The 13906-nt window shown below is 64.4% G+C and carries 7 protein-coding genes; 3 read left to right on the top strand and 4 right to left on the bottom strand.

Features of this window, described 5'->3' with window-relative positions; translation table 11 throughout:
• From A2J03_RS12295 to A2J03_RS12285, 3 genes are all read right to left on the bottom strand, one after another.
• A partial coding sequence (locus tag A2J03_RS12295; RefSeq protein WP_231912497.1) for a hypothetical protein occupies nt 1-1103 on the bottom strand: 1103 nt, incomplete at its 3' end.
• A gap of 205 nt (nt 1104-1308) precedes the next feature.
• The gene (locus tag A2J03_RS12290) at nt 1309-2724 is read right to left on the bottom strand and encodes a dicarboxylate/amino acid:cation symporter (RefSeq protein WP_068373995.1); all 1416 of its coding nucleotides are present in this window, start codon (nt 2722-2724) and stop codon (nt 1309-1311) included.
• A 248-nt stretch (nt 2725-2972) separates the two neighbouring features.
• A complete protein-coding gene (locus A2J03_RS12285; protein ID WP_068373994.1) occupies nt 2973-4559 on the bottom strand; it encodes an FAD-dependent monooxygenase in 1587 nt (528 codons plus the stop codon).
• Nucleotides 4560-4737: 178 nt separating this feature from the next.
• On the opposite strand from A2J03_RS12285, the gene recC reads away from it, so the two are divergent.
• The 3 genes from recC to recD are packed head-to-tail and all read left to right on the top strand — an operon-like array spanning nt 4738 to nt 13243.
• Nucleotides 4738-8025 carry an exodeoxyribonuclease V subunit gamma gene (gene recC / locus A2J03_RS12280; protein WP_068373992.1) on the top strand — a complete coding sequence of 1096 codons (3288 nt, stop codon included), beginning with the start codon at nt 4738-4740 and terminating at the stop codon, nt 8023-8025.
• Nucleotides 8022-11381 carry a UvrD-helicase domain-containing protein gene (locus A2J03_RS12275; RefSeq protein ID WP_068373990.1) on the top strand — a complete coding sequence of 1120 codons (3360 nt, stop codon included), beginning with the start codon at nt 8022-8024 and terminating at the stop codon, nt 11379-11381. The genes recC and A2J03_RS12275 overlap by 4 nt, the downstream gene beginning before the upstream one ends.
• Nucleotides 11378-13243, top strand: coding sequence for an exodeoxyribonuclease V subunit alpha (gene recD / locus A2J03_RS12270; RefSeq protein WP_068373987.1), 1866 nt, complete (start codon nt 11378-11380; stop codon nt 13241-13243). Before A2J03_RS12275 ends, recD begins: the two co-directional genes overlap by 4 nt.
• Here recD and A2J03_RS31040 read toward each other — a convergent pair.
• On the bottom strand, nt 13205-13906 hold a 702-nt coding region (locus A2J03_RS31040), incomplete at its 5' end, for a TY-Chap domain-containing protein (RefSeq protein ID WP_068373982.1). The genes recD and A2J03_RS31040 overlap by 39 nt on opposite strands.

Raw genomic sequence — 13906 nt, 5'->3', positions numbered from 1 at the left:
GGGTCGTAGTCGCCGAAGGGTTCTGCGAGAGAGACGCCGGCGTGGACTGCAGGGCGCAGCGGAATCGGCACGGTGAGGGCGTCGCCCACTGGCACGAGAATTCCCTGCTCCTGCAATGAGCGAATGCGGTAGTCGATCAGCTGAGCTGTGCGGAGATCCTCGCCCTCGAGGCCGTCGTAATCCTCGTCGGCGTTGTCGAGGGGGAGGTCTTCGGTCATTGCGGCGAGCAGAGTTTGTATCGCGAAGGTGTTCGACAGGGCCATCGAGATGTCGACCTCGCTGAGGCTGAGCTGATGCCTGATGTGTTGGGTCACCACGGTGCGCAGGTTCTCGACCGACTTCGACGAGAATCCGTCGACGGCCGATCCCGGAACGACGTCGGTTCCGTCCGACTCGAGAACATCAGCGGCGAACGCTGCTGCCCAGAAGTCGAGCGTGGCGATGTCCGCGGGCTGATCCTTGTGCGCGTGGTCAGTGTCCTCGAGTGCGGAGGCGAGCTCGGGGATCTGGGAAACCGAAAGGCTCTGTGCTCCGACACGCGAGACAAGTTCTGCGACACCGGCGATGAGCGGCAGCGCGGACAGAGCAGCCAATTCGTCGTGTTCACTGACGGCAGGCAGTTCGATGTCTTCCGGATCCAAGACGTCGGGGTCGTTGTCGATGAAGTCGGTGAGGTCCTCCATGCAGTGCGCGAAGTCCTCGTCGGTCCCGGTCCAGGTATCCGTCTCGTCGAGGAACGTCAAGAACTCGAGCAACGTGATGACGATGTTTGTCGCAGCGGCCGCGCCGTTCTCCTCGTCGGATTCCTCGATCCGCTCGACTGCGTCGACGATGAAGTGAGCATCGTTCGGGGTCCACGATGTCACCGAGAAACCTGGGTTCGCGCGGTCGATCTGCGTCAGCGTGGTGCGCACGAGGCCGACAACGCGGTCGGCATGCTCACCCATGTCGCGTCCGACGAGCCATTCGGCGAAATTCTCGAGCACTCCGGCGGGGAACGTGGGATGGTGGCTGCCGGCCGGCCCGGACTGCTGACGCCGTTGACGAGCTTTGGTCTTTGCTGCTCGCTTCTGTCCGCGACTTGCCGGTCCCTTGGATCCCATGACCGTCAGCCTAACGGCTGCCCTGCACCGTCGGCTCTCATCGGCGCGCCCGGAACCGGTGTCCGCTTCCCTCCCCGCGCACCTTTCAGCCCACGCGCGCGTTGCAACTTGCGCGTGGGCTGGAAGGTGCGCGGGGGGTCGTGGTGGTGACCGAATGAGTCGTTCGGTCACCGGGGGCGAGGTCCGACGGAGCGAGACCAATTGCCTAACTGGACAACTGCGGCTCCTTTGCGGCTGGAGGGTCGACTTCCTCGTCGTCGCTGAACGGATCTCCGTTTCGGGGGCTGTTGTACCGAACCTCGTCGAGGATCCCCTCACGCTTGGCGACGATCGTCGGCACCAGAGCCTGGCCGGTGACGTTGACCGCAGTGCGTCCCATGTCGACGATCGGTTCGACCGCGAGGAGTAGGCCGACGCCCGCGAGAGGCAGGCCGAGCGTCGACAAGGTGAGGGTGAGCATGACGGTTGCGCCAGTTGTTCCCGCCGTCGCGGCGGATCCGATGACCGAGACGACGACGATGAGAAGGTAGTCCGTGAACGTCAGTGAGACGCCGTAGAACTGTGCGACGAAGATTGCTGCGATCGCGGGATAGATTGCGGCGCAACCATCCATCTTCGTCGTCGCACCGAGTGGGACTGCGAACGACGCGTACTCGCGCGGCACGCCGAGGTTGCGCTCGGTGACACGCTCGGTCAGCGGAAGAGTACCGATGGACGAGCGCGACACGAATCCGAGCTGAGTGGCCGGCCAGACGCCGGAGAAGAACTGGCGTACCGAAAGCCCATGTGTACGAACGATGATGGGGTAGACGACGAAGAACACGATCGCGAGGCCGACGTAGATGGCGACGGTGAACACACCGAGTGAGCCGATCGCATCCCATCCGTAGGTTGCCACGGCGTTGGCGATCAACGCGGCGGTGCCGATGGGTGCCAGGCGGATGATCCACCACAGCACTTTCTGGACGATCGCGAGAAGCGACGCGTTGAACGTCAGGAACGGTTCGGCTTTGTCCCCGATCTTGAGGGCAGCGATACCGATTGCAGCTGCGACCACGAGAAGCTGAAGAATATTGAAACTCAGCGACGTTGTTGCGGTGCTGGTAGCAGTGCCGTCGACCACCTCTGTTGCCACCGAGGTCTTCGATCCGAGCGCGAGAAAGTTGTTCGGCACCAACCCGGTCAGGAACGACCACCACGACCCGACACTGCTCGGGTCCTTCGCGGCCGTGGCTTCGACGCCGGTCCGCGAGCCCGGCTGTGCAACCAGCCCGATGACGATGCCGATGATCACGGCAATGAATGCGGTGATGGCAAACCACAACAGGGTCTGGACCGCCAGGCGTGCAGCGTTTGCGACCTGACGAAGGTTCGCGATCGAGGACACGATCGCAGTGAAGACGAGCGGAACTACCGCCACCGTCAGTAGCTTGACGTAGCTCGAACCGACTGTCGCTACAGTGCCGATCAGCCAATTGTCGCTGCCGTCGGCCGCGTCGGGCATCGACCGCGCGACGAGACCGAGAACGACTCCGAGGATCAACCCGGCAACGATTTGTGGCCCGAATGATGTTGCCCACGTGGGCACACGGGAACTACGGGTAGCGCTGGGCGCAGACATGAACATGCCTTTCGAAAAAAGAAGAGAAGTCGAGGAACGCCCTCGAATCAGAGAATGTGACGTCGGGTCGAAACGGTCACCGACAGATAGCGCTGGCCTGCAAACGTAGGTCGACGTACCGTCGACTGGTCAGGAGTGGCATCACTTACTTGACACTACTCCCTGTACCGCCGTCTGGATGCGGCGCCTGACGGTGACCGAACGTGCGATCGATCTCGAACTAAGGGAAACTCATCGCCCGGCACATTTCAGGCAAACGTGCCTTTCAGGTAGCCGACCAGTTCCGCGGCGGTACCCGGTGATTGCCGGAATCCCAGGTAGCCGTCCGGGCGCACGACGAGAGCGGTCGGGCCCTCGACCCCGTACGCCGCCTTGAACTCACCGTCGGCGTCGACGATGACGGGTAGCGTCGAATCGATGTGCTCGGCAACCACCAGGTACACGTCGAGATAGCCGTGTGCCGCATCGACAGCGTGGGTGGCCAGCTCCTCCGCCTTCGAGACGTCACCGTCCGACCACAGAAGCAGCGTGTGATCGACCCCGGCGAACAGCTCGAACAGACGCAGCGGAAATGCCACGACGTCCCGACGCAGCCCCCGAGCATCCGGCGCCCGCTCGCCGGGCTGAACCGAGGTCGACGCCTCGTCGACGGTGCCGACGAGTTGCCCGGGCGGGTACGAGATCAACAACTGCGCTTGACGACGCATCGCGGTTTCGAAGGAGCTCTCACCGGCGCCGATGCCTTCTCGGGCATTGCGCACCGTCATCCCGACGACCGCTTCTCCAACCGGCCTGCGCTCGGCGTCGTACGTGTCCGTCAATCCGGGTGCCGCGATGCCACGAACAGCCAGGGCCACCTTCCACGCGAGGTTGTGCGCGTCCTGGATGCCGGTGTTCATGCCCTGTGCCCCGGTCGGCGGATGAATGTGGGCGGCATCGCCCGCGACGAACACGCGCCCTCGGCCGTAGGCGTCGACGATGCGGTGACTGATTTTGAAGACCGACGACCACCTCAAGTTCGATGCCGTGGTCGGTTCGGGGGAGAGGCGGTCGAGAACGGCTTGTATGTGGTGGAGCTCGGGAGCGGGGCCCGCGGTGAAACCGTGCACGATTCCATCGCCGGAGCTCGGGGGTGGGGTGGTCAGTTCGGGTGGTACGAGCATCGACATTCGGTATCGACCGCGGCCGGGAAGAGGTATCGCCACCAGCGCGTCGTCGGCGGTACCGTCGTCTGCCTTGTGGGTGCTTCGAATGCCGAATCCGGGAGGTTGGGACCAGTCGACCTCGACGTCGCCGAGCATGTATCCCTCGGCGAACGCCCCACCCTCGAACGTCAGGCCGAGGTTCTTGCGGACGACGCTGTGGGCGCCGTCGCAGCCGAGGAGGTAGTCGACGACGACCGTCGATCCGTCACTCAGGGTTGCCGTCACGCCCTTGTCGTCCTGCTCGAACGATACGAGGCCGATTCCGCGCTCGACGACGGTTCCGAGCTCGGCCAACCGCTGGGTGAGGACGCGCTCGGTTTCGTATTGAGGGAGGCCTGCGAACCAGTAGGGAACGTCGGGTGGAAGCGTCAGCTCGATTCGCCCGACCTCGACCCCGTTCTCGAAGACGATCTGTCCACGCATCATCGTCGAAGCGTCGAGGATTGATTTCAGGACGCCCATGTTCTCGAAGACCTCGAGCGTCCGCGGTTGGATCCCAACCGCTTTCGCATACTGCGGCGGTTCGATCAACGGATCGAGGATGCGGCAGTCGATGCCCCGTCGTCGAAGCTCTATCGCCGCCGTCAGTCCGATCGGTCCTGCTCCTGCAACGAGTACATCTGTAGTCACTGTTCCACCGCCTGTATCGCCTGGGTCAATGGTGGAATCATCCAGCGTGTCGCCGGGACGAACGGGGCTTTGCGTGGAGTTCATTCGCAATGGGTGAGTTGGCGGGCGAGACGTGTCGGTCGACTCGAGTAGGGTCAGGTGATCGAACTTTCGTACGAGTGCTGGGGGAGCAAAGTTGGTGCTGAGGGTTCATCGCGCGGCACGTGCGAGCGCGTTGGCAACGGCGTTGGCCGATGTGTTGGCAACCCCTCTGGCGGACGCGTTCACCCCCGAGGTGATCTCGGTACCGGCTCGCGGCGTCGAACGCTGGTTGACGCAGACATTGTCGATGTCTCTCGGGACCGAAGGAGCGGGTAGCGCACGTTCGGACGGTATTTCGGCCAACATCGACTTTCCGTCGCCCACGGTACTCGTCGGACGCGCTCTGTCGGCAGTGGAGAATCTGGACCCGGCAGACGAACCATGGTCCCGCGGGCGAATGCTGTGGACGATCCTGGCGGTCGTCGACGAGTCGATGAACGAGCCGTGGTGTTCGGTTCTGGCCACACACCTCGGACACGGTTCGGACGAACACCGCGCAGGCCGACGGTGGTCCACCGCGTCGCACCTGGCCGATCTGTTCCGCGCGTACGGAGCAGACCGTCCGTCGATGTTCGCCGAGTGGGCAGCAGGACGAGACACGGATGGGCTCGGAGGGCCACTCCCCGCGGACCTGCGTTGGCAAGCCGAACTGTGGCGGGCTGTTCGGGCCCGCATCGGTCATCCCAGTCCTGCAGAACGTCTCGAGGTCAGTTGTGCTGCACTGGAGAATGATCCGTCGATAGTGAGTGATCTACCGGAGAGATTGTCGATTTTCGGCGCCACTCGTATGACAACCGATCAGCTTCGCGTCGTCTCCGCTATCGCCCGGCATCGCGATGTGCACCTATGGATTCCGCACCCCAGCACGCACATGTGGGATCAGCTGTCGGATCGGCCGACTACTGTCCGACGTCGCGACGACGGTTCTGCTGTCTCCCTGGAACATCCATTGCTGTCTTCTCTTGCGCGCGACGTCCGAGAACTCGAGACGCGCCTACTCGGACTTGCAGTCGCGACGGTACACACGGTGGAGAACGAAAAGCCATCTCCAGAAACACTTCTCGGCCGTATCCAGTCGGACATCATGCATGCGAGGCCACCGACGAAGGCTGCCGAACCCGATGGAAGCATCGCCGTACACGCGTGCCACGGATCTGCACGCCAGGTCGAGGTTCTCCGCGAGTGTCTGCTGCACATTTTCGACGCGGACCCGACGCTCGAACCGCGAGACGTGCTCGTCATGTGCCCGGATGTGGAAACGTATGCGCCGCTGATTCGGGCGACATTCGGTCAGCGCGGCCTGGGGCATCCCGGCCACGAACTTCGAGTGCGGCTCGCTGATCGGGGGCTCCGCCGTACCAACCCGATGCTTTCGGTGGTAGCAACGCTCCTCGATCTGGCGGTCGGACGTGTGACGGCCAGCCAGGTACTGGATCTGCTTGCATCGGAACCGGTTCGCCTTCACTTCGGATTCGGCGACGACGACCTGGAGCGGCTGCGCGAATGGACCCAGGTGTCCGGCGCACGGTGGGGTATCAATTCTCGTCAGCGCACGCGCTTCGGCCTCGGGGACTTTGCGCAGAACACGTTCAATTTCGCAGTGGACCGGCTGCTACTCGGTGTTGCTGCCGACGAGACCGCGCACGAGTGGCTCGATCTGGCATTGCCCGTCGACGACGTCGATGGAAACGATATCGATCTCACCGGAAGGCTCGCCGAGTTCATCGATCGACTTGCCGTAGTCGTACGTGATCTGCAAGGACCTCAGACCGTCGGACAGTGGCGGACCGCGCTTGTACGCTCGCTCGACCTGCTGACCGACACCAGTACGGCAGTTGCGTGGCAACGGGCACAAGCACTTCGCGAAATCGAAGAGGCGACCCGGCACGGCGACGAGTCCGAACTCCGACTTGCCGACGTACGCGCGATGCTCACCCACGCACTGGCAGGTAGACCGTCACGAGCGAATTTCCGGACCGGTGAGTTGACGGTGTGCACGATGGTTCCGATGCGGTCGGTGCCGCATCGGGTGGTAGTTCTGCTCGGCCTCGACGACGAGATATTTCCTCGCGCGGGCAGCGAAGACGGTGACAACATCCTGACGCGCGACCCCGCCCCCGGGGAGCGTGACGTCCGAAGCGAGGACCGTCAACTGCTGCTCGACGCGGTCATGTCGGCCGGTGAGAAACTGTTGCTGTTCTATACCGGCGCCGATCCGGTGTCCGGCGCAGTGAAGCCTCCGGCCATACCGCTGAGCGAACTGCTCGACGTCGTCCGCGCTACCGCAGACGCCGACATAGTCACCCGGCATCCGTTGCAGCCGTTCGATTCTCGCAATTTCGATCCAGACGGTCCGTTCAGCTACGACCGTGCTGCGCTCGCGGGTGCTCGCGCCAGCGAGAGAAAACCCGTTGCATCGCCCGCATTCCTTCCGAAACCCTTGCCCGCGTCGCCGGCCGATGATGTCGAGCTCAGCGATCTGATTGCGTTCGTCGAGCATCCGATTGCAGCGTTCTTGCGGCAGCGGCTCGGAATTCGAATTCCCGACGCCGGAGACGACGTGTCGGACTCGCTGACTGTCGAGTTGGATGGCCTGCAGAAGTGGGACATCGGTGATCGCATGCTGGTCGAACGACTGGGCGGAACCGACATCGCCGACTTCCGTGCGGCGGAATGGCGCCGAGGGACGCTTCCTCCCTTCAAGCTCGGGGAGACGCAGCTGCAGGACATCACCCGAGCAGTGGAGGCGCTCGTCGATGTCTCGCGTGAGGTACACGCCGGTCCCGCGCAGGTGCGCGACATCTCGGGGGGCCTACCGTCCGGGCGGCGAGTGACAGGAACTGTTGCCGGCATTCACGGCGCGGCGATCGCCCGCACGTCGTATTCCCGCCTTGCCCCGAAACATCGTTTGGCGGCGTGGGTGCGGCTGCTCGCCCTACAGTCCCAGGACGATTCGCGAACGTGGCAGGCAGTAACCACAGGCCGTGGGACCGGGCGTCGTGCAGCGTGGCGATCGACCATCACGGCCCCGGTCGACGCGCTGGCTCAGCTCGAGAAGCTCGTCGAACTCCGTGATCTGGGGTTGTCCGAGGTCCTACCGGTCGGGCCGACTGCGTCGGCAACCTACGCGGAGCGACGCTTTCGTGGCACGCCTCTGCGCGAGTCGATGGACGCGGCGGAGAAGCAGTGGTCCGACAAATTCGGCGATGTCCACGACCGAAGCATCGCCTACGTTCACGGCCCGGCCGCGCCGTTCGCCGACGTCAGCAGCGCACCGGGCGGCGAGGGATATCCCCGGTGGGGCGAGGAAAACACCCTGTTCGGGATACTCGCGTGCAGCCTCTGGGCGCCATTGCTCGACGCCGAGACGGAGGGTCAGCCATGACCGATTTCAACCTTCTCGGACCTCTGCCGACCGGGACCACCGTGCTCGAGGCCAGTGCGGGAACCGGCAAGACCTACGCGATCGTCGGTCTCGCCACCCGCTATGTCGCCGAAGGAATCGCGGAGGTGTCGCAACTGCTATTGGTGACATTCTCGCGCGCGGCCACCCAGGAGTTGCGCGAACGGACCCGAAGCCGATTCGCCGAGGTGGAGGCCGCGTTGGCCGACGCGAGTTCGGACTCGACCGATCCGTTGGTCCGTCACCTGGCGGCGGCACCAGCTGACGAGGTTGCCCTGCGCCGGGTGCGATTGACGCGGGCTCTGTCGGAATTCGACTCGGGCACGATCGCGACTACCCATAGCTTCTGTCAGCGCATGCTCGACGGCCTTGGTATCGCAGGCGAACGCGAACCCGAAGCAATCCTCGTCGAAGCTGTCGACGACGTGACCGACGAGGTGGTCGACGACATCTATCTGCGGCAGTACGGGCGTTCGGACTTCGGCCCTCCGATCGGTCCGTCCGACGCACGGCAGGTCGCCCGCGAAGCCGTGCGTGATCGGCAGGCGCAGCTCGTTCCAGAGCCCGACGAGGAGACCGAGGCAGGCAGCCGCGTGCTCTTCGCGACCGAGGCGCGCAAAGAAGTCGGGCGACGCAAGCGATCCGCTGGGGTTCGTGATTTCGACGATTTGTTGAGCCTGTTGCATGGAGTGCTACTGGACCCCGTCCACGGCGAATCCGCCTGCGCACGTGTCCGTGACCGGTTCCGGGTGGTGCTCGTCGACGAGTTCCAGGACACCGACCCGCTGCAGTGGGACATCCTGCGGCGAGCGTTCCACGGCAGGTCGACGCTCCTACTGGTGGGCGATCCGAAACAGGCCATCTATGCATTCCGCGGAGCCGAGGTCCTGAGCTATCTCGACGCCGTAGCGCTAGCCGACCGCCACCTCGAACTCACCACGAACTGGCGTAGCGACGCCGGGTTGCTGAAAGCGCTCGAAACCGTCTACGCGGGAGCCGCATTGGGACACGAGGACATCGTTGCCCATCCAGTAGGTTCGACCCAAGCCTCGTCGCGAATGTCCGATCGGCCACCGCTGCGGCTGCGCACCCTTCCTCGAACCGGTGCTGGGCCGCTGAACAAGTCGGGATTTCCTGCCGTAGGTGCACTCCGCGAACGTGTCGCCGACGATCTCGCCGCCGATATCGTCGAGCTGCTCGAATCCGCCACCGGGCTGACCCTGCCAGGCCATGCAGACGTGGTGACACCTGGTGACGTCGCCGTCCTCGTTCGAACGCGAGCGCAGATCGCGTTGGTTCGCGCAGCACTCGATCAGGCAGGCGTTCCCTCGGTTCTCGCCGGTGGGTCGAGCGTCTTCGAAACGCCGAGTGCGATGCAGTGGCTGTGGTTTCTGCACGCACTCGAACAGCCACATCGCGGCGATCGCGTCCGACTCGCCGCACTGACGCCGCTTCTCGGATACACGGCCGAGTCACTCGACGACCGCGGCGACGACGCGGTATCCGAAGTCAGCACCCTGTTTCGCGACTATGCTGTGTTGTTCGCGCAGGCCGGATTCGCTGCGGTGTTCGAAAAGGTTGCTGCAGAATCGAACCTGGAAGCGCGACTACTCGGTCAACGCGGCGGCGAACGACAGCTGACCGATCTTCGACACCTCGCGCAACTCCTCAACCGCGCAGCCGTCGAAGAATCGTTCGGACCGAGTGCGCTGACGCGCTGGCTGACCGACCGCGTCGAGGATCCGGCATCCGGAAGTGTGACCGACCGCAGCCGACGGCTCGACAGCGACGCAGCGGCTGTCCAGATCGCGACTGTGCACGCGAGCAAGGGGCTCGAATTCCCGGTTGTCTACGTTCCGTTCGCGTGGGACGCCGCGAAGAATCCGTACCCGAGCACTCTGCTGCTGCACGACGAGGACGGCAGGCGAGTCCTCGATGTCGGTGGCAGGACAGGCAACGGATACGCCGCGCGCAAGTTGGTGCGTGACGCCGAGGAGGCAGGGGAGGAGCTCCGTCTGCTCTACGTCGCACTGACTCGTGCGCAATGCCAGGTCGTGCTGTGGTGGGCGCCCTCCTACTCCACTGCTGTCTCGCCGCTTCACCGACTGCTCTTCGGCAGGGCGAAGGGTTCTGTGCAGCCGGAGGACAAGATCAAGGTGCCCGACGACGCCATTGCTGTTCGCCAGTTGGAGTCGTGGGCATTACCGGCCGGTGGACTCATCTCTGTCGAGCAGGGCGGTGCGACGCGTTCACGCCCGATCGAGAAATACCTCCAGAGCACCGAGACAGAGCTGGACGCAGCGTCGTTCCGCCGCTCACTCGACATGCTGTGGCGTCGGACGTCGTACTCCGCGTTGACGGCAGCCGCGCACGACGGGCCCGGTGTCACCAGCGAACCTGAACGCCCAGAGAAAGACGACGAGCCGGACGAAGCACCCCCGATCGACGACGAGTTGGACGGCATCCCGTCACCGATGAACGGTCTGCCTGCGGGCGCTGCGTTCGGAACCCTCGTGCACGAGATACTCGAACACCTCGACACGGCGGCACCGAACCTGGAATCGGAACTGCTGCGCAGATGCACCGACGCCATCGGGGAGCGGCTGGCGGACATCGATCCGCGGGCGCTGGCTGCCGCGCTGCTCCCGGTACTCCGAACACCGTTGGGGTTCGGCACACTCGCAGACATCGCGCCGTCCGATCACCTCGCGGAATTGGACTTCGAACTGCCCCTGGCGGGCGGGGATCACCCGGTATCGCGAGCCGTCACCCTGCGAGCAATCGCCGGGCTGCTGCGTGAGCACCTCCCCATCGACGACGTACTCCGTCCGTACGCAGACCAGCTCGAGATCCTCGAATCACAGCCGCTGCGTGGCTATCTCACCGGCAGCATCGACTCCGTTCTGCGCATCTCGAGTGGTCATTCCGCAGGCTCCACTCCTGAGCCCAGTGGTCATTCCGCAGGCTCCACTCCTGGCTCAGATGGTCATTCCGCAGGCTCCACTCCTCGGTACGTCATTGTGGACTACAAGACCAACCGACTATCCCGCGGAGACCTGACGGTCATGCACTTCACCCGGGATCGGATGGCGCAGGAGATGTTGCGTTCGCACTATCCACTGCAGGCTCTTCTGTATGCGGTCGCATTGCACCGCTACCTCAGATGGCGCCAGCCGGGATACGACCCGCAACTACATCCCGGTGGCGTGCAGTACCACTTCGTCCGGGGCATGGTCGGGCCGAACACCCCGCCGGGTTGTGGTGTGTTCGACTGGCATCCACCGTCGAAGCTCGTCACCGAAGTGTCGGACTTGCTCGCCGGGATCGAGGGGGCATGATCGAATCGCAGCTGGTACAGCGTGCCCGCGGCAAGCTGAAGACGTTCAACGAAGTCGGGATTCTCGCCGCCGCGGACGTACATGTGGCACTGAGACTCGGTGCGCTCGGCGGTGAGACGTCCGAGGAAGTGTTGTTCGCGGCTGCCCTCGCCGTCCGGGCAGTCAGGTCGGGCTCGGTGTGTCTGGACTTGCGACGCCTACGCGATGTCACCGTCGACGAGGAGTCGGACGTCGACATCGATGCGCTGCCGTGGCCGGAACTCTCCGAGGTGCTCAGCGCGCTCCGCGCGAGCCCACTGGTGACCGGCGGCCAGCGTGGGCCCCTCAAACCACTGAGGCTGGTCGACACCGACGAAGGCGAGCTTCTTTATCTCGACCGATATTTCCTGCAGGAGCGAACTATTCGGATGGTCCTCGACTCCCGTGAGGCTACCCATCCGGACCTCGACACCGAGGCAGTGCGCTTGCTGCTGAGCACCCTGTTCGTCGACGATTCGGGCCAACCGACAGCGGCCCCCGACCGACAACGCATTGCTGCCGCACTGGCCGCAACGTCGTGGACTGCGGTGATCGCAGGTGGGCCCGGCACCGGAAAGACACATACCGTTGCGCGGGTACTGGCGATGTTCGCGCGCCAACTCGGTCCGTCGATCCGAATCGGATTGGCCGCACCGACGGGCAAAGCTGCCGCGCGCCTGCAGGAATCGGTGACCGAACAGTCCAGCGATCTCGGATTGCCGCCGGGACTCGTCGCCATGACTCTGCATCGATTGCTGGGGTGGCAGCGGGGGAGCAAGAGCCGGTTCCGGCACAACGCGTCGAATCGACTGCCCTACGACGTCATCGTGATCGACGAGACGTCGATGGTCTCGCTGACGATGATGTGCCGGTTGCTCGAGGCCGTCCGTCCGGAGACCCGACTGATACTGGTCGGTGACCCCGATCAGCTGACGTCCGTCGACGCCGGCGCGGTACTCGCGGATCTGGTAGCGCGACCTGTGCGCAGCGCACCGAACCCCGAACTCGAGGCATTGATCGTCACCGACCTCGACGCGCACGACGATCCGAACGAGGCCGCATTGTCACCCGCGGAACGGGAACGACTCGGCAGTGGCGTCGTGCGCCTCAGCCGGGGACGGCGTTTCGGAGGAACGATAGCCGAACTGGCCATCGCCGTTCGGGACGGCCGTTCGGATCGTGTGATGGATCTGCTGCAGGGAGACCACGACGAATTGTCCTTCCATTCGCCGACGGACCTCACCGCACTTCACCGCGACATCCTGACGACGGCAACCACGGTGACCGCAGCAGCCAAGGAAGGCCACGCAGCTCGAGCTCTCGAGGGTCTCGAGTCCCACCGGTTGCTGTGCGCCCACCGCCAAGGGCCTCACGGAGTGCAGACCTGGGCACGCCGCGCGATGGAGTGGGTAGGAGAGTCGTCGGGAGCGTTTCTCGACCCAGCTCAGTGGTATCCGGGGCAACCGTTGCTCGTCACGGCGAACGATCACGAGGCGCGAATCTACAACGGCGACACCGGTGTCGTGGTCGACACCGGAGGTGGCTCGCTGATGGCTGCATTCCAGCGTGGTACACAGCCGTTGCTCGTGCATCCGAACGTGCTGTCCTCTGTGCAGACGGTCTACGCGATGACGATCCACCGAAGCCAGGGCAGCCAGTACGACACCGTGTCGGTGATGCTGCCCGAACACGCGTCTTCGCTGCTTACTCGCGAATTGCTGTACACCGCGATCACACGGGCGCGGAAGCACGTCCGAATAATCGGGACCGAGGAAGCCGTGCGGGCAGGGGTCGACCGCCAGGTTCTACGCGCCAGCGGACTTCGCCGGACGATTATCCCGTGACGAGGAGTTGTGGTTGACCGCGGCAGCATTGCGAAGGCTTTCTGCCGTGTCGTTCCATGATCGTGCCTGCTGCCTCCACACTCGCGCTGCAGCCCGTGAACCCTCGCGTGAGTACTGGATCGACCTCGCCGCGCAGTAGTGTCCTTGCGCAGTTGCGTGACGACGCAGATCGTCGAAGTCGTCCTCGCCGCAGACTGAGTGCACAGTGGACGGATCGACCGTGGCGCCGACCAGTTCGCACCATGCGTGCAGCGAGCGGAGCCCGATAGGAGGGTCTGGCACCGTCGAGTGTTCGGTCGAGGTGCTGGCGTGGGCCAGTGAAACCGGCCCGTCGTTGTTCGCGCCCTGACCGACGGCCCACGCGGTCAGAAACGACGGGTGCGGGATGTTCCAGACTTCTCGGAACGTGGCGACAGCGACTGTGGCGAGGTAGTCCGATTCGTCGGGGGCGGCATCGAGCACGAAGTCCATGACCGTCCCATCAGGGGTCGGTTTCCCTGGCTCCGACCATCCGAGGCCGTGCAGTCGCCGGTCGGCCGAGTCGGCGTCCGGTGCATCCGGGTACAGGTACGACGGAAGCGACGCGACTCCCAGGATCTCCTCCGCATCGACTGCGACCAGGTCGACATACGGACGTTGGCCACGTTGCCCGCGGGACGCCTG

This window comes from Rhodococcus sp. EPR-157, from assembly GCF_001647195.1.
Taxonomy (GTDB): Bacteria; Actinomycetota; Actinomycetes; order Mycobacteriales; family Mycobacteriaceae; genus Rhodococcoides.
Note: the sequence above shows the minus strand (reverse complement) of the source record. Positions and strands in the feature narration are given on the sequence as shown.

Excerpts from the sequence above, each read along its gene's own strand:
- A2J03_RS12290 (WP_068373995.1), bottom strand. The coding sequence starts at position 2,724 with ATGTCTGCGCCCAGCGCTACCCGTAGTTCCCGTGTGCCCACGTGGGCA.
- A2J03_RS12275 (WP_068373990.1), top strand. The coding sequence starts at position 8,022 with ATGACCGATTTCAACCTTCTCGGACCTCTGCCGACCGGGACCACCGTG.
- recD (WP_068373987.1), top strand. The coding sequence starts at position 11,378 with ATGATCGAATCGCAGCTGGTACAGCGTGCCCGCGGCAAGCTGAAGACG.